At 48.9% G+C, this 16127-nt stretch carries 13 protein-coding genes and 1 riboswitch; of the genes, 9 read left to right on the forward strand and 4 right to left on the reverse strand.

The features are described from left to right. Positions 1 to 8: 8 nt before the first annotated feature. A complete protein-coding gene (locus tag BM358_RS16560; RefSeq protein WP_028541008.1) occupies positions 9 to 1388 on the reverse strand; it encodes a Fe-Mn family superoxide dismutase in 1380 nt (459 codons plus the stop codon). Between the two features lie 253 nt (positions 1389 to 1641). Then, positions 1642 to 2679 (reverse strand): alpha/beta hydrolase, encoded by a 1038-nt coding sequence (locus tag BM358_RS16565; RefSeq protein ID WP_023987001.1) that lies wholly within the window; start codon positions 2677 to 2679, stop codon positions 1642 to 1644. A 298-nt stretch (positions 2680 to 2977) separates the two neighbouring features. Here BM358_RS16565 and BM358_RS16570 point away from each other — a divergent pair, with 298 nt between their 5' ends. After that, complete coding sequence (locus tag BM358_RS16570) at positions 2978 to 3721, forward strand: IclR family transcriptional regulator (protein WP_028541007.1); 744 nt, start codon at positions 2978 to 2980, stop codon at positions 3719 to 3721. A gap of 155 nt (positions 3722 to 3876) precedes the next feature. Continuing rightward, positions 3877 to 3989: riboswitch (TPP riboswitch) on the forward strand. Positions 3990 to 4176: 187 nt separating this feature from the next. After that, positions 4177 to 6021: a phosphomethylpyrimidine synthase ThiC gene (gene thiC / locus BM358_RS16575; protein WP_028541006.1), complete on the forward strand. Its 1845-nt coding sequence runs from the start codon at positions 4177 to 4179 to the stop codon at positions 6019 to 6021. A gap of 123 nt (positions 6022 to 6144) precedes the next feature. Here the strand turns inward: thiC and BM358_RS26560 are convergent, their stop codons facing one another. Continuing rightward, positions 6145 to 6297 (reverse strand): hypothetical protein, encoded by a 153-nt coding sequence (locus BM358_RS26560; RefSeq protein ID WP_010348453.1) that lies wholly within the window; start codon positions 6295 to 6297, stop codon positions 6145 to 6147. 506 nt (positions 6298 to 6803) lie between these two features. Here BM358_RS26560 and BM358_RS16580 point away from each other — a divergent pair. Next, entirely contained in the window at positions 6804 to 7640 is an 837-nt protein-coding gene (locus tag BM358_RS16580) for a YitT family protein (RefSeq protein ID WP_023987004.1), read from the forward strand. A 267-nt stretch (positions 7641 to 7907) separates the two neighbouring features. On the opposite strand, the gene acnA is transcribed toward BM358_RS16580, so the two are convergent. After that, positions 7908 to 10619 (reverse strand): aconitate hydratase AcnA, encoded by a 2712-nt coding sequence (gene acnA, locus BM358_RS16585; protein WP_023987005.1) that lies wholly within the window; start codon positions 10617 to 10619, stop codon positions 7908 to 7910. 420 nt (positions 10620 to 11039) lie between these two features. Between acnA and BM358_RS16590 the strand changes: the two genes are divergently transcribed. The 6 genes from BM358_RS16590 (at position 11040) to BM358_RS16615 (ending at position 16082) form a co-directional block, all read left to right on the forward strand. Further along, entirely contained in the window at positions 11040 to 12035 is a 996-nt protein-coding gene (locus tag BM358_RS16590) for an amidase domain-containing protein (protein ID WP_028541005.1), read from the forward strand. Positions 12036 to 12107: 72 nt separating this feature from the next. Further along, positions 12108 to 13196, forward strand: coding sequence for a D-alanine--D-alanine ligase (locus tag BM358_RS16595; RefSeq protein ID WP_023987007.1), 1089 nt, complete (start codon positions 12108 to 12110; stop codon positions 13194 to 13196). Positions 13197 to 13297: 101 nt separating this feature from the next. Continuing rightward, a complete protein-coding gene (locus BM358_RS16600) occupies positions 13298 to 13621 on the forward strand; it encodes a hypothetical protein (protein ID WP_023987008.1) in 324 nt (107 codons plus the stop codon). A 138-nt stretch (positions 13622 to 13759) separates the two neighbouring features. After that, positions 13760 to 14761, forward strand: a complete 1002-nt coding sequence (gene uvsE, locus BM358_RS16605) for a UV DNA damage repair endonuclease UvsE (protein ID WP_028541004.1) — start codon at positions 13760 to 13762, stop codon at positions 14759 to 14761. Between the two features lie 174 nt (positions 14762 to 14935). Continuing rightward, positions 14936 to 15802, forward strand: coding sequence for an inositol monophosphatase family protein (locus BM358_RS16610; protein WP_023987010.1), 867 nt, complete (start codon positions 14936 to 14938; stop codon positions 15800 to 15802). 37 nt (positions 15803 to 15839) lie between these two features. Next, complete coding sequence (locus BM358_RS16615; RefSeq protein ID WP_023987011.1) at positions 15840 to 16082, forward strand: hypothetical protein; 243 nt, start codon at positions 15840 to 15842, stop codon at positions 16080 to 16082. Positions 16083 to 16127: the final 45 nt, after the last annotated feature.

The raw sequence follows: 16127 nt of genomic DNA on the forward strand, positions 1-16127 counted from the left end.
TTAGAAGCTTAGAAGGGTTGCCATCTCAGTTTGGAGGCTTGATCGTAGCGCGCTTCCACTTCAGGCCAGTTAACGACATGCCACCAATCCTCAATGTATTTGTTACGCTCATTTTGATGCTTTAAGTAATATGCATGTTCCCATACATCTATCGCCAGCAGCGGAATGGACTCCCATTGAGTCAGATTCTGGTGCTTTTCGGCCTGCAAAATTTCAAGCCGTCCCGCGCGTGGACTCCATACCAGGATAGCCCAGCCGCCACCCTCGACCTTTTCGGCTGCCGAACTGAATTGCTTTTTGAATGCATCGTAGCTGCCAAAATCCTTTTTAATCTGTTCAGCCAGCGGTCCGCTTGGGTTTCCGCCACCTTTAGGACTCATGATCGTCCAAAAAAGAGTATGCAGATAATGGCCTGCGCCGTTGAATGCCAGTTCGCGTTCCCAATGTTTTACGAGGTCAAAGTCACCTGTTTTTCGGGCTTCTTCCAGCTTCTTTTCCGCTTTATTCAGGTCATTCACATAGCTCAAATGATGCTTATCATGGTGAATACGCATCGTTTTCTCATCAATATACGGTTCAAGCGCATTATAGGGGTAAGGGAGCGGCGGTAGGCGATGTCCCCCAATAGGAACCGAGCGGCCGATTGAGTTTTTTTCCGTTGCCGAAGGTTGCGCTTGGCTGGATTTGACGCTTTTAGTCGTCCATGCGCCTTCTCCCCTTATGCCTGCCTGCCGTTCTCGAAACGCTTCCTCTGGGTAATTCTCACCCTCTGCCGCTACATGATACAACCTAGCAGCCCTTGCGATGGAGCCAGGTTCTTGAAAGGGGGTTGTCGAGATTAGGAAATATTGGCTTTCATGTGCCGCGTGTAATACAACTCCGGCAGATTTTGGCTGCTGACGCAATGCATGACTGTGCTCGCTCAGCAGACCGAGCTGTCGTACATACTCCTGTGACTGACGGTTTGCGGTTTGCAGCAAATCGTCCAGTCGACGATTTAATTCTTGTGAGTCAGGCTGAGAGTTTAAGGCTGACTCTGACAATGGCATCTTTACAGATGATGATGCGTCTAATCCCCTTGACTGTTTTGAATGTCCAGTGAATTCGTGTGTATGTGCTTGTGGAGCAGCCGACATCTGTTTCCATTCCTGATGCCACGCCTGATCTGCCGGATCGAGTACGCTCCGTTGCTCTTCTAGCAACTCTATGGCGGTGCGTTCCGTCTGTTCGAATACAGTCCGCCAATCATCCAGCAACCGTACATAAGTTGGCTCCAATCCCTCGGTAGCGGATTTAATCACTTCCACATGCCAACTTTCCTGCTGCTTCCAATGCCGAATTTCCTCCAGCACACGTAAGGGCAGGAAAGACCCATAAGTACTCAGCATCGTTTTTTTACCTCCCGTATCCTACTATGGCTATCCGGCGGATCTGGCAGATCTGCCCTGGATGCATACGTACCCAGTATATTCGCTGTCTCATCAGGAATATGTCTATGAACTCCCTTAATCCGGTCACATCTGTTACGTAAAACAATGAATACCCATGGAAAACGAAAAAGAAGCCCAGCTACGGCACGGGTTAAGTGTCCATAGGCAGGCTTCTTCCAGGCGAAGAATAGAATACAGTTCTTCGAAAAATTCACTTCGTAGTCGTTTGTTTGTGGGCATCAGCGATGGTTTTCTTGTCCTCCAGCTCCTGTACACTGCTTAGAAACGTCGATACCCGTCGCAAATATTCACGAGGGTGCTCTCTGAAAATAAGCTCATGTATCCCGTTTTTAACAATCCATACACTGGAAAGCGGGTTGGTTTGATTGGCAGCGAGCTTTTCCGCAATAGGATAAGGAGCTTTTTCATCCTGTGTACCATGCACAAACATGATCGGGAACGGATAGTTTTCCTTTTTAACTTCCTGATATGGAATTTGATGCAAGCTGGTTCCGTTCAAGACTGGAAACAGCAACTCCAGAATTTCCAAAGACGGATGTCTTGGCAGATTAATTTGATTGTGAATGTTATGGTACAGCGTATCTGGCTCCAGCAGGAAGGTGCTGTCCAAAATCATTGCGTCCACATCCTTGGTTTGCAAGCCCGCCTGAAGAGCGGTTCCTGCCCCCATGGAGAAGCCCCATACGATAATCTCCGACGAGCCGCGTTGCTTCGCAAGCTGAATTGCTCCGAGGAGCTGTTGGGATTCTGCTTTGCCTCCGGTTGCGACTGCTTTGCTGTTTTGTGACGCAAATCCATAATCGAACATGACCACATTAAAGTTCAAACTGTGGGCATAATGCGCCAGATCATACATGGGAATCCAGCTTTCTTCGCGGTTAGCCCCATAGCCATGACTGAAAATAATCGTTTTCCGCGATTGATCCGCCGGGATATACCAGCCTTGTACCATGCGGCTACCATCCTTGGCAGGGAAGCTGACTTCCTCATAAGGCATGCTTTTGGCCTGCATCGGATTAGAGTACAGTGGTGCAACGGTGGGATTCGTAAGTACCCATGCGATGTAAGCATGCAAGGCAATAAAACAAAACAACAGAAAAAAGACGACCGACAGCAGCAGAGCAATCACAACGTGCTTGAACCGCAGCAGACGGGGATTAAAGAGTGGGGTGGACGGCTCCTGAACAGCGGTCTGTAGCTGAGCGTTGCGCTGGGATGTCGAAATCATGTAAGAGCCTCCTTATATAAAATTGATCTTCGTTTCATAGAATTTAGGTATAATTCCACTTGAAAATAGTAGTGTAGATCCGTATAGATACCTATTATCGTATGATGGGGATTATCCAAAGTCAACGCCTGAACCGGAAAAGTAAAAATGATGCAAAGAATTGTCGATGTTTGTTCTCGTTCTGTAATATGGTTGTCACAAAAACATCGGTTTACAGTAGCCGCGACTATTCTATATAATTTATGTAACCATGTTTCATAGTGTGAAACGAATATGGATACAAGAGGAGCGGTTCACGATGGAAGACCGTAAATTAACCGTTCGCGCTGTAGAGCGTGCACTTGATATACTGCTGTGTTTTACCGCAGATTCGGATCTTGGCCTGACGGAGATTGCCTCCAAAATTGGTCTACATAAAAGCACGGTTCATCGGCTGCTGACTACTTTGGAGGATCGGGGCTTTGTCGTTCGGAATGCCGAAACGGAAAAATATCGACTTGGCTTCCGCATTTGGGAGCTATCCACGCATTTGTCCCAAAGCGACGAGCCGGCGGTGTTGTTACAGCCTGCAATGGAAGGACTACGTGATCGTCTGGGCGAGACGGTCAGCTTGTACTTACGGGACGGCAGCATGCGTATTCGCATACAAGCCGTGCAGAGCAATCAGGCGATCCGCAGGGTTGCGCCTGTAGGTGCGCGTATGCCGCTGGCTGTAGGGGCCTCCAGCAAAGTGCTGGCAGCCTTTATGCCGCCGCAGGAGCTGGAAGCCCTGCTAAGCGGGGATGAATGGCCGCTCTCGGTAGACCCGGAGGTCTATAAAGCCCAGCTACAGGACATTCGCGAGAAGGGATATGCGACCAGCTATGAAGAACGGGAGCCAGGGGCTGCTGCTGTGGCTGCCCCAATTGTAAACCGGAAGGGACAGGTCACTGCGGCTTTATCTGTATCCGGTCCGGTCAGTCGGCTTGCACCCGAGACGCTACATGACTTTGCTCCGATTTTGATTGAAGCGGCGAAGGAAATGGGACTTATGCTTCCGTAACAAGAATGAACACAGTTGAAGCAAGCAAAGTGATTTGATGGGGAGCGTCTCCTTAGTAAAGGGAACCTAGAAGGGTTGCCAAAGCCATAAATTTAAAGTAGTCTGGTAAGGATGGCGGGATATCTGTTATAGCCGCCTCATGTGAATAGAAGTATCACAGTTACTGGGGGAGCCTGTAATGCCGGGCTGAGATGGAATCGTGCAAGATTCCGGACCCTTTGCACCTGATCTGGATCATACCAGCGTAGGGAAGTAATCGGCCATTGAAATGTATACGCGGCTGCTGTCTACAGTGGCGCATTGGAATAGGATTATTCCACATGCGTACTGTCTGGATAGCTGCCTCGTTAGATTAGCCGGTTCCCTAGGGAACCGGCTTTTTTGCATAGATCAGCGCCACCCTGGGAATGGTTCCGGATCGGTGTGTCATTTCATCGAAACGGGAGGAATGGACAATGAAGCCGACAGAAGCAGAAGGAACAAAAGGAACAGAATTGAAATCAACAGAAGTAAGATTGGTAGGAACAAAAGCAGTTGAGGTAGAGAAGACAAACGGGGAGCAAGCCAGTGGGGTAACGCCCTTTCCAGGGAGCCGTAAGGTATATATTCAAGGCTCGCGGCCGGACATTGCCGTGCCAGAGCGCGAAATTGCTCTTCATCCTACACATACGCCGCAGGGCACGGAGCATCATGAGCCATTGCGTGTATATGATACAAGCGGTCCCATGACTGACGAAGCCTATCAGGTCGATATCCGTCAGGGCCTGCCTCCATTACGGCGAGCTTGGGCACTAGAACGGGGCGATGTGGAGGCTTACGAGGGACGCGCCGTCAAGCCGGAGGATAATGGACTGAAACCTGGCTCCAAACGGGAGACAGTTGAATTTCCCGGCGTGACCAACCGTCCGCTTCGTGCTTCGCAAGGTCGTACAGTGACGCAAATGCATTATGCGCGGCAAGGGATCATTACGCCCGAAATGGAATTTGCGGCGATCCGCGAAGGGGTGGAGCCTGAGTTTGTACGGCAGGAGTTGGCGGCTGGACGAGCCATTTTGCCTTCGAATATCAATCACCCGGAAAGTGAGCCCATGGTCATTGGGCGTCATTTTCACGTGAAGATCAATGCGAACATTGGTAATTCTGCGGTTACCTCCTCCATCGAGGAGGAAGTGGAGAAAATGACCTGGGCTGTGCGTTGGGGCTCGGATACGGTTATGGACCTGTCCACAGGCCGTAATATCCATACAACACGTGAATGGATCATTCGGAATTCTCCTGTACCGATTGGGACTGTACCGCTGTATCAGGCACTTGAAAAGGTGAACGGCGAAGCAGAAGCGCTGACGTGGGAGCTGTATCGCGATACGCTGATTGAGCAAGCGGAGCAGGGAGTGGACTATTTTACAATTCATGCGGGTGTATTGCTGAGGTATATTCCGATGACGGCGAATAGAATGACGGGAATTGTATCCCGTGGTGGGTCGATCATGGCAGCCTGGTGCCTTGCGCACCATCAGGAGAATTTTTTGTATACGCATTTTGAAGAAATCTGCGAAATTATGAAAGCTTATGATGTGGCCTTTTCTCTCGGAGATGGTCTACGTCCGGGTAGCATTTATGATGCGAATGATGAAGCACAGTTTGCAGAGCTGGAAACGTTGGGCGAGCTAACGCAGATCGCCTGGAAGCATGATGTTCAGGTCATGATTGAAGGGCCAGGACATGTCCCTATGCATAAAATCAAAGAGAATGTGGATTTACAAATGGAGATTTGTAAGGAAGCTCCTTTCTATACCTTGGGGCCACTCACGACGGATATTGCCCCCGGATATGATCATATTACCTCAGCCATCGGGGCGGCGATGATCGGTTGGTTCGGGACGTCCATGCTGTGCTATGTTACGCCTAAAGAGCATTTGGGTCTGCCGAATAAGGATGATGTCCGCGAGGGTGTCATTACTTACAAAATTGCGGCACATGCTGCCGATCTGGCGAAGGGTCATCCACGGGCACAGCAGCGGGATGATGCTTTGTCCAAGGCACGCTTTGAGTTCCGCTGGCGGGACCAGTTCAATCTGTCGCTTGATCCCGAGCGGGCCTTGTCCTACCATGATGAAACGCTACCGGCAGAGGGCGCCAAGGAAGCACATTTTTGCTCGATGTGTGGTCCCAAATTTTGTAGTATGCGCATCACGCAGGACATTCGCGCTTATGCAGCGGATAAGGGGCTGAACACTCAAGAAGCAGTAGCTGCCGGGATGCGTGAGAAGGCAGAGCAGTATCGGGATGGCGGTCAGTAAAACGAACGTGTGAGTTTAGGAACAAATGAACTAAAAAAAGCCGTGGTTCTCTACAGTCGATGTAGGAAACTACGGCTTTTTAGCTTATGTAAAGTGGGATATTGCAACCGGATAAACGGCGCCTTATTTTTTACCCATTTTTTCATTCAAAATGTCCTGAAAGCTGAGCTTCTTCTCCGAGCTATCTTCTTTCTTCTGCATACTCACCGCGTTGGCACGTTGGTATTGGTGGTGAAAGGGCATCAGGGTGTGGACGGTTAAGTTCATTGTATTCATGTAGGTCATTCCTCCAATTCCATATTGTCAAATTCAGATTGAGTTGCTTAGAACGTCTGTATAGGACTATTTGTATGTACTTGATGTCGTGATGCTATGTAGGTTGCTTGGTAATGTTTCAATCATTATACCCACATTTTTTCAAAGTAAAACGCTTTTGGCATAAAACAGGAAGATGGTCATATGTGTCCAAAATGTCGATTAGGAGGATGGTCGTTTTAGAGGAAAATGTGCCTAGGTCTAAAACAAGGGCTAGAGGCCCGTTTTCTTAGTTTAGTAGTCGGGATTGTGTTATTTTGTCGAATAACCTTGTAAAAGGAGAATTTTGCGGAATCCAAGTCAGGATTGAGGCAGTCTGGTGGCGAATTAAAGTGTCAAAGTTGTATTGACTTTATGTTTGGTAGTAGATACCATGAACTGGTTGTCAGCGTATTTTGGCAACAAGAGTCAGCCAATCCATCTGGCGATTCATCCTTTGAAATGTTAGAGAAAGGATTAGAGCATATATGAAAAAAAGTATTGCAGATATCGCATTTATTATTCTGGGTGCGTTTTTTTTCGCGCTAGCTGTTAATCTGTTTGTGATCCCGAATGAGTTTGGTGAGGGGGGCGTTACAGGGGTTACGATCATTTTGTACTACCTGTTTCAGTGGTCTCCCTCGATCGTCAATCTGGTGATCAATGGCTTGCTGTTGATTGTCGGATATAAATTTTTGGACAAGAGAACGACCCTGTACACTATAATTGCGGTCGCTTTTAACTCGCTGTTTCTACATTTAACGGTCAACTGGCGGATTGATTCGCATGAGCCGACGATTAATGCTGTATTTGCCGGAGTTTTGGTGGGGGTCGGCATTGGCTTAATTGTACGGGTAGGCGGCACTACGGCGGGAACGGTCATTTTAGCCCGAATTGCCAACAAGTATCTGGATTGGAATATCAGCTATGGCCTGCTGTTTTTTGATTTGATTGTCGCGTTCTCTTCCTATTTTATTATTGGTCCAGAAAAATTGATGCTAACTATCGTTATTTTGTACGTTGGTACGAAGGTGATGGACTTCATGATCGAAGGACTAAACCCTAAAAAAGCGGTCATGATCATTTCGGAGCACCAAGATAAAATTGCTGAGATGGTCATCACGAAAATGGATCGTGGAGTTACCGTCCTGTCAGGCCACGGATATTACACTAAAAATCCAAAAGAAGTGCTGTATATCGTCATTAGTAAACAAGAGGTATCAGCGCTTAAAAAGATAGTGAAAGCCATCGACACAGCAGCATTTATCACCATTCATGACGTGCGGGACGTGTTCGGAGAGGGCTTTTTGGATATTTCGAAGTAACTCGCGTGCGAAGGTAGGGTTATAAGAGAACGTGGCTAGAAGTCGGTCCTGAGGGATCGACTTTTTTTGTTTTATATAAATAAGATGAACTTGAAAAATGAACATCAAAACGGAGTAGGCGGAATGGTGCTGTACAAGCGAAGCACCATCCGACTGCGCAGTGGCGCTATAGGTAACTCTTAAGTTCGGTTTATATAAATAAAAAAATACCCCCGATTGCAGCTTTATCTGCAAAACGGGGGTTCTTCACATATGAAGTTCATAAACTTAGCTTTCGATCATTTGACGCAATACGGTTTGCAGAATACCACCGTTGTGGTAGTAGTCGATATCGACAGTGCTGTCCAGACGGGCAATTACCGGGAATTCGAACTTCGTGCCATCCTCGCGTTTAGCCACAACCGTAAGCTCTTGACCAGGCTTCACGTCATTGTCGATGCCAAGAATGTCAAACGTTTCACGACCGTTCAGACCCAAGCTGGACCAGCCATAGCCTTCCTGGAATTGCAGAGGCAGTACACCCATGCCGACCAGGTTACTGCGGTGAATCCGCTCGAAGCTTTCGGCAATGACAGCCTTAACACCCAGCAAAAGCGTACCTTTGGCCGCCCAGTCACGGGAACTGCCTGTGCCGTATTCCTTACCAGCAATGACGATCAGGTTTTGATCGGCTGCCTGATATTTCATGGATGCATCATAGATGGACATTTCCTCATCCGTTGGCAAGTATTTGGTCACGCCGCCTTCAGTACCTGGAGCCACATTGTTGCGGATACGGATGTTGGCGAATGTACCGCGCATCATGACCTCGTGGTTACCGCGACGGGAGCCGTAGGAGTTGAAGTCCTTGCGTTCCACGCCATGCTCCTTCAAGTACAGTCCTGCCGGGCTGGAAGGAGCAATGTTGCCTGCTGGTGAGATATGGTCGGTTGTGACCGAATCATTCAACAGGGCAAGCACACGGGCATTACGGATTTCCTTGATATCCTGCACGCCATCCTGAAGTTTTTCAAAGAATGGTGGATTTTGAATATAAGTTGATTTTTCATCCCATTCATATAGTTCGCCTTCAGGAACCGGAATGGAGTTCCATTTTTCGTTGGCAGTAAATACATTCTCATATTTACGACGGAACATATCCGGGCTGAGAGACAGGCTGATGGCTTCCTTGATCTCCTCGGAGGTTGGCCAGATATCTTTCAGGTAGACAGGCTGATTGTCCTGATCGTAACCGAGCGGATCATTCACCAAATCAATGTTCACTGTGCCTGCCAGCGCATAAGCGACAACCAGTGGCGGTGAGCCGAGATAGTTGGCTTTTACTTGCGCATGCACACGACCTTCAAAGTTCCGGTTGCCGGAAATAACTGCGCCAACCGTCAAATCATTGTCTGTGATGGCTTGACTCACTTCGTCAGGAAGTGGGCCGGAGTTACCGATACAGGTCGCGCAGCCGTAACCTGCCACATGGAAGCCGAGGGCTTCGAGCGGTCCGATCAGTCCGGCTTTTTGCAGGTACTCCGTCACGACGAGGGAGCCTGGTGTCAAGCTTGTTTTAACATAGCCTGGTTTTTTGAGCCCGCGCTGCACTGCTTTTTTGGCCAGCAAGCCCGCACCGAGCATAACGCTTGGATTGGAGGTATTCGTGCAGCTTGTGATAGCTGCAATAACGACTGCTCCTGTACCCAACTCGCTGGTGGAGCCGTCCGGATGGGTCAGAGGAATCTTCTGTGCGATTTTTTCATCGCTCAGTCCATAGCCGCCCTTGTCCACCGGGGTACGGATAATGCCTTCAAACGTTTCTTTCATGCGGCTAAGCTCAACACGGTCCTGCGGACGTTTGGGTCCCGCGAGACTCGGTACAACCGAAGCCAGATCCAGCTCAATGGTATCGCTGAATACAGGGTCCGGCGTATCGGATGTGCGGAACATGCCTTGCGCCTTGTAATATTCCTCTACGAGGCTTACTTGCTCATCGGAACGTCCGGTGCTGCGCAGGTAGGCCAGCGTTTCCGCATCGACCGGGAAGAAGCCAATCGTTGCGCCGTATTCCGGTGCCATGTTGGCAACTGTCGCACGGTCAGCCAAGCTGATGTTAGCCAGACCAGGCCCGTAAAATTCCACGAATTTGCCGACTACGCCTTTTTTACGCAGCATTTGCGTTACAGTGAGCGCCAGATCGGTGGCGGTAGAGCCTTCCGTCAGACTGCCTGTCAGCTTGAAGCCAATCACATCGGGAGTGACAAAATACAGCGGTTGCCCCAGCATACCCGCCTCTGCCTCAATCCCGCCGACACCCCAGCCAACAACACCAAGGCCGTTAATCATCGTGGTATGGGAGTCTGTTCCCACGAGGGAATCTGGAAAGACGACTGTTTCGCCGTCAATGGTTTTGGTGGCGGCCACGGAGGCGAGATACTCCAGATTGACCTGATGGACGATACCGGTGGATGGCGGAACGGCGCGGAAGTTGTTGAACGCCGTTTGCGCCCAACGCAGAAAACGGTACCGCTCCTCGTTGCGTTCAAACTCTACATTAATATTGTAATCCAGCGCATCACTGGTACCGAAAGCATCGACCATGACCGAGTGGTCGATAACGAGATCGACAGGGACGAGCGGATTGATTTGTTTCGGATCACCGCCCGCTTTTTTCACCGTATCACGCATAGCTGCCAAATCGACAACCACCGGGACACCGGTAAAATCCTGAAGCACGATGCGTGCAGGAATGAACGGAATCTCCTTGTTGGTGTCACGATCCTCAGCCCATCCTGTCAGCTGTTGCACATGTTCTTCTGTAATGGCGCGTCCGTCAAATTGGCGAACCGCGGCTTCCAGCAACACTTTAATGGAGAAAGGCAGCTTGGCAATACCGCTCTTTCCTTGTTCCTCCAGTGCCTTAAGACTATAGTAGCGATAAGGCTTACCGTTAACTTCGAGACTACGGGCAATGGAGAATTGATCTTTTCCTGACATAAGTATTACCTCCTTGAAGTGGATGCTTGGGGGAAAATAGGGATGTCGTTTTTTCGACGTCTTGCACAGTTGGTTTAAATTGGTTGCGTTCTCAATTACATCTTCAGTGGTTCATTACGTGTTAGAGGTTGCGATCAATGTAATTTGTTTCATTAGATGAAACGTGATTTCAAAATGATTGCTTTTGGATTAAGTATACCGTTTTCAGACGGTTCCGTAAAGTTTTTTTGGCCTAAATGATGCGTTGCAGATTGGAAAATAAAACGTTCCGCTCCCTCGCGTTTCGATGTTCATACCAAGCTTTAGAGATTCATACTTATAGATAGAGAGCATTTCAGACCAGAGAGGGAAGAAAGGAAGTTATACATCATTCCGGTTATCCCTAGAAAAGGATAGCGGGACGAATATGGAGGGATTGGGATGGGGGAGCGGGAATGGAAACAGGCCCTTTTTGCTTACGTGAATCAATACAATCGCAGTGAAGTGAATGGTGTACCGCAGCCAGATGAGTATCTGGAGGTGGGGCAGCGGATGGAACGAGCAGCACGTGCGGCCAGATTGGAGCAGTGGTACAACGAACGGGACGCTGTTCCCCTACGCAGCGAGACACGCGCCAAGCCGCTACGAATGGTGCAGGATACTCCGGATGAGGCTGTGGTAGATGTACAACTGCATGTCCGACTCTTTTATGAGAAGGGCGGGATGACTCACCGGGAGGATCGGATTGAACGGGAGCGTCTGACGTTCACACGCGAGGGTGAAGCCTGGCAGGTAGCGAGAATTGAGCGCGATCCGGCAGAAAGGAAACCTGCGGGGGGAGAGGTTTCTTTTGAACAGGCTTCGTTTAATCAAGGAGGAAATCTGCCGCTGCTGAATCGCGGTGTGCTGGGCTTCGGCTCATCAGCACGTCCCAGCCGATATCGCCGCGAAGAAGCAGCGGCCTATGCAGATCAGTGGTGGGATAGCTTCAATCCGGAGTTTGAAGGTTTTGATGTGGATTGCACCAATTATATCTCGCAATGCCTCTTTGCAGGGGGAGCACCGATCCACTATACTGGTAAAAGAGAATCGGGCTGGTGGTATAAAGGACGGGTTGCCGGACGTGAGCTGTGGAGCTACAGTTGGGCAGTTTCCAACAGTCTGGAGCGGTATTTGGGCTCCAGTTCATGGGGGTTGACCGCTGAGCAGGTGAGTCGCCCAGAGCAGCTCATGCTGGGGGACGTCATTTTTTACGATTGGGATGGTGACGGAACCTTCCAGCACAGCACGGTGGTCACGGCCTTTGATGCGGGCGGCATGCCGCTAGTCAATGCACATACGGTAAGCTCCAGACATCGTTATTGGGACTATAAAAATTCGTATGCGTGGACCGACAACACGGTATATCGCTTTTATCACATCGCCGACTATTTTTAAATGAGATGATGGATAACAGGTACAGTGATGCAAATCAGTCACATGACGAAAGCAGGAAAGCGGAGGATAGGCATGGCAAATCAAAAATTGACCGTAGGGCTGGTGTACGGTGGCAAATCGGGTGAACATGAGGTTTCGCTGCAAACGGCGTATGCGGTAATGAACGCTTTTAACTATGAGAAATACGAGATTATTCCTTTTTATATTACGAAGGCTGGCGATTGGCGTAGAGGGGCGCTATTAAGCGCTCCTCTGGCTTCTGTAGAGCAATTGAAGCTGGAACGCGCAGAGGGTGACACCAAGGCGGCATTAGATACATTGTTCGGCAAGCTGTACGGAGAGCAGACGCTGGATGTGCTGTTTCCGTTGCTGCACGGCACCTTTGGCGAGGACGGAACGATTCAGGGTCTGTTCGAAATGGCGGATATGCCTTATGTCGGTGCAGGAGTGCTGGCTTCGGCAGCAGGTATGGATAAAGGCGTCATGAAGAAGCTGTTTGAGCATGCAGGATTGCCGCAAGTGAAATACTGTTATTTTAATAGTACACAGTGGGCCCAAACCAGTCATGATCTGGTACGTAACATGGAAACCGAGCTAGGTTATCCTTGCTTTGTCAAACCAGCCAATCTGGGATCAAGTGTCGGTATTTCCAAAGCCAGCAACCGAGAAGAGCTGGAAAAGGCTGTAGATCTGGCTTTGCAATTTGACCTGAAGGTGATTGTTGAGGAGTATGTCGATGCCCGTGAGATTGAGGTCAGCGTACTGGGCAATGATGAGCCGATTGCCTCAGTACCGGGTGAAATTGTATCGGCGAGTGATTATTACGATTACGCTGCCAAATATACGGATGGCCAATCGGAAATGCTTATTCCGGCACCGTTGGATGAGGAAGTGGCAGATCGTATTCGTGAAGCCGCATTGCAAGCATTCCGCGCTCTAGAAGGCTGCGGGATTTCCCGTGCCGATTTCTTCGTCAGACGCTCGGACGGACATATCCTTATTAATGAAGTGAATACAATGCCTGGTTTTACACCGTTCAGTATGTATCCATTACTGTGGAGAGAAACAGGCGTATCCTATGCAAGTCTGCTGGACCGCATGATTGCCCTTGCACTGGAGCGTTATGAGCGCAGGTCGGCACTGCACTACGAGAACTCATAAACGAAACAAAGGGGAGCTGATCACTCTCCTTTTTGTTCATATAAATGGCATATCTTTGAGCACAACACTAAACCCTTAATCATGAAAGGTGGCGGCTACACATGGGCTTTCAAACTGAATTTAACTCAGTGTGCAAATTCAAGAGCGAACAAGAACTTTACGAACTGCTGGAATACGGACGTGGCAAGATGGTTAAATCCGGGCTGCGCGTGTTTCCGACAGGCCAGAAGGTCATCGCTTACAGCGTGGATAACGTGGCAGTAGCCATCGTGCAGATTGTGGGCTGTATCGCCGAAATTAATTTCCAGGGCGATGAAGTGACCGAAGTTGAAATGATTCTCATTCGTAAGCTGAATGAAGAGGAAGCGAGAATTCAGACCGCATTGGCGGATGAAATGTTTTTTGGAGCACAGCAGCAATCCTAGCTGATTCCTTCTTGCAATTTGTGCGATAACACCGAATCAGCAGGTGCTTTTCCGGGTATGATCAGTAGAAAAGGGTTTTAGGTCACAGAACGAAAGCGGCCTTACCATCTACTGCGACTGCTGAAAGGAAGACACCCTATGATCGTAAGGTTCGGTTATGTAGCCATGTCGGTTACCGTGCAAAATGCATCCCCCTCTAAAACCATGACAATGAGCAGCTTTAACAAGATTGGAGACCGAGAAGCTGCGATCCGCAAGCTAGAACGGATAGCAGCCGAAAATCTCCATAATACTTTGAGGCTGTTGCGCCATAATCGCGCGAGTGATATCCAGGTCTATCGTTTCTCATCTAAGCTGATTCCGCTCGCGACCCATCAGGATCTGCGGGATTGGGACCCTTTTCAGGCGCTTGCTGCTGATTTTGCAGAGGTAGGGAACTATGTCAAGGCGAATAGGATGAGGGTATCGTTTCACCCTGACCATTTTACAGTGTTAAGCACTCCCCGTCCTGAGGTGTTGGAGAGCTCCATTAATGATCTGAAGTACCACAAAGCGATGCTGGAGGCCATGGGGCTCGGTGCCGAAGCCAAGAACAACATTCATATTGGTGGTGCATACGGAGATAAGGTGACCTCAGGTCAGCGTTTTGTAGAGCAGGTTAGTGCGCTGGATCTTTCGTTAAGAGAACGGTTAACGCTGGAAAATGATGATAAAACGTTCAATGCGGTGGAAACGCTGGAGGCTTGCAAATTGACGGGGTTGCCGATGGTTCTCGATATTCATCATCAATGGGTGAATAATGAGGGGGAAAAGCCGTGGGAGCTATGGCCGGGTATTTTGGATACTTGGAAAGGGGAATTGGCCCAAGCCGGATCTTCTGCTGATTATCCATTGCCGCCCAAAATTCATGCGTCCAGTCCCAAAAGTGAAAAAGATCCCCGGGGCCATGCGGAGGGTGTTCTAGTGGAGCCGTTGCTTACCTTTTTGCGCAATATTGCCGGATATACGGATCGAATTGATGTCATGCTTGAAGCCAAGCTTAAGGATGAAGCGTTATTCGGATTGATGAATGAACTGCGCCTTCAGGAAGACAATGGGGTAAAAGTGCTGGATGGAGCTTCCGTAGAAATTATGCCTTAGAAAGTAGCATTTCGCGGATAAAGCTCCCATTTAGAGAAACTTTATGCAGTTTATTGTGTATACTAGAATGTGTAAACTAGCAAACTTGTAATGAAACAGAGATGGTTAAGAGACTGTGCTGTAGGGCAGCTTCATAAACCACGTAACAATGATATAGAAAGTAGAGTGAACACGTTGAACGAACATGAAAACGAAAAGGTTCCCTATATCGTATCAGGAAAAAGCTATACTGCCGTGGCTATTAACGCGGCATCCAAAGCCGGGGAATGGATTAAGAGCAGACTGGGAACTGTTGAACATTTGAATACCAAACAGTCTCCTACGGATCTAGTGACCGAGGTAGATAAAGGTGCAGAGCAGATGATTCGCAGACTGATTCTGACCCATTTTCCCGATCATGCTATTTTGGGTGAAGAGAGTGTAGAGCCGGGAGCAGAAGCTTCGGCCCGCGCATTAGAGGCTGCCCGTGAAGAGGAATATTTATGGATTATTGATCCGGTAGATGGCACTACCAATTTTGTACACAGTCTGCCGTATTACAGTGTGTCTATTGCCTTGGCCCATCGTGGAGAGGTGATTGTCGGGGTCATTTATGATCCGTCCCGTGATGAAATGTTTGTAGCGGAAAAAGGAAAAGGCGCGTATGTACATGGCAATCGCATGCAAGCATCGAGAGAAGAAACACTGGGAGATAGTCTGGTCTGCATCGGCTTCCCACCGGACCGTACGTATGCACAACCGCTAAATATGAAAATTACGCAGGTTCTTACACCTCAAGTACGTGGCATTCGGGCGCTGGGATCGGCAGCATTGCATCTGGCTTATGTAGCGTCAGGACGGCTGTCGGCTTATTGCGAAATTGGTTTGAATGCGTGGGATGTAGCAGCGGGCGCTTTGCTGGTACAGGAATCAGGCGGTACCATCACCGATACATTGGGCAGACCTTATGACCTGAGTGTACGGCATATTGCAGCTACGAATACAGCTATTCATTCTCAACTTATTCAAGTGCTGAAAGAAGCAGACGCAACCGGGTTATAATTCTACGTAGACCATCATCCTGAAGGAGGAAATCGCGATGAGCCAATCCGAAGAATTGGAACGCCAGCTCAGTGAACTGCTGACGGAAGGCGAAATTCGTGAGAATGAGGCCAAAAAGCGGGAACGGCTCAGCCCTAAATATGAGGTGCGGGTTCAGACTCATATCGATCCCATTGTTGAGGAGACGCGTAAATACCGGAGTATGGCACGTGAACTTGATGACCGATACGACGAATATATGAGCAAGGCGGACAAATCGAAACCATCCGATCAACGCTAAGCAAATACAAATACCTCTTGCCGAATGACCAAGGCATGGGGTATT

Source organism: Paenibacillus sp. cl130 (assembly GCF_900116035.1).
Taxonomy (GTDB): Bacteria; Bacillota; Bacilli; order Paenibacillales; family Paenibacillaceae; genus Paenibacillus; species Paenibacillus polymyxa_B.

Excerpts from the sequence above, each read along its gene's own strand:
- BM358_RS16595 (WP_023987007.1), top strand. The coding sequence starts at position 12,108 with ATGGCAAATCAAAAATTGACCGTAGGGCTGGTGTACGGTGGCAAATCG.
- BM358_RS26560 (WP_010348453.1), bottom strand. The coding sequence starts at position 6,297 with ATGAATACAATGAACTTAACCGTCCACACCCTGATGCCCTTTCACCAC.
- BM358_RS16600 (WP_023987008.1), top strand. The coding sequence starts at position 13,298 with ATGGGCTTTCAAACTGAATTTAACTCAGTGTGCAAATTCAAGAGCGAA.
- BM358_RS16565 (WP_023987001.1), bottom strand. The coding sequence starts at position 2,679 with ATGATTTCGACATCCCAGCGCAACGCTCAGCTACAGACCGCTGTTCAG.
- BM358_RS16580 (WP_023987004.1), top strand. The coding sequence starts at position 6,804 with ATGAAAAAAAGTATTGCAGATATCGCATTTATTATTCTGGGTGCGTTT.
- BM358_RS16615 (WP_023987011.1), top strand. The coding sequence starts at position 15,840 with ATGAGCCAATCCGAAGAATTGGAACGCCAGCTCAGTGAACTGCTGACG.
- uvsE (WP_028541004.1), top strand. The coding sequence starts at position 13,760 with ATGATCGTAAGGTTCGGTTATGTAGCCATGTCGGTTACCGTGCAAAAT.
- BM358_RS16570 (WP_028541007.1), top strand. The coding sequence starts at position 2,978 with ATGGAAGACCGTAAATTAACCGTTCGCGCTGTAGAGCGTGCACTTGAT.
- BM358_RS16590 (WP_028541005.1), top strand. The coding sequence starts at position 11,040 with ATGGGGGAGCGGGAATGGAAACAGGCCCTTTTTGCTTACGTGAATCAA.
- BM358_RS16560 (WP_028541008.1), bottom strand. The coding sequence starts at position 1,388 with ATGCTGAGTACTTATGGGTCTTTCCTGCCCTTACGTGTGCTGGAGGAA.
- acnA (WP_023987005.1), bottom strand. The coding sequence starts at position 10,619 with ATGTCAGGAAAAGATCAATTCTCCATTGCCCGTAGTCTCGAAGTTAAC.
- thiC (WP_028541006.1), top strand. The coding sequence starts at position 4,177 with ATGAAGCCGACAGAAGCAGAAGGAACAAAAGGAACAGAATTGAAATCA.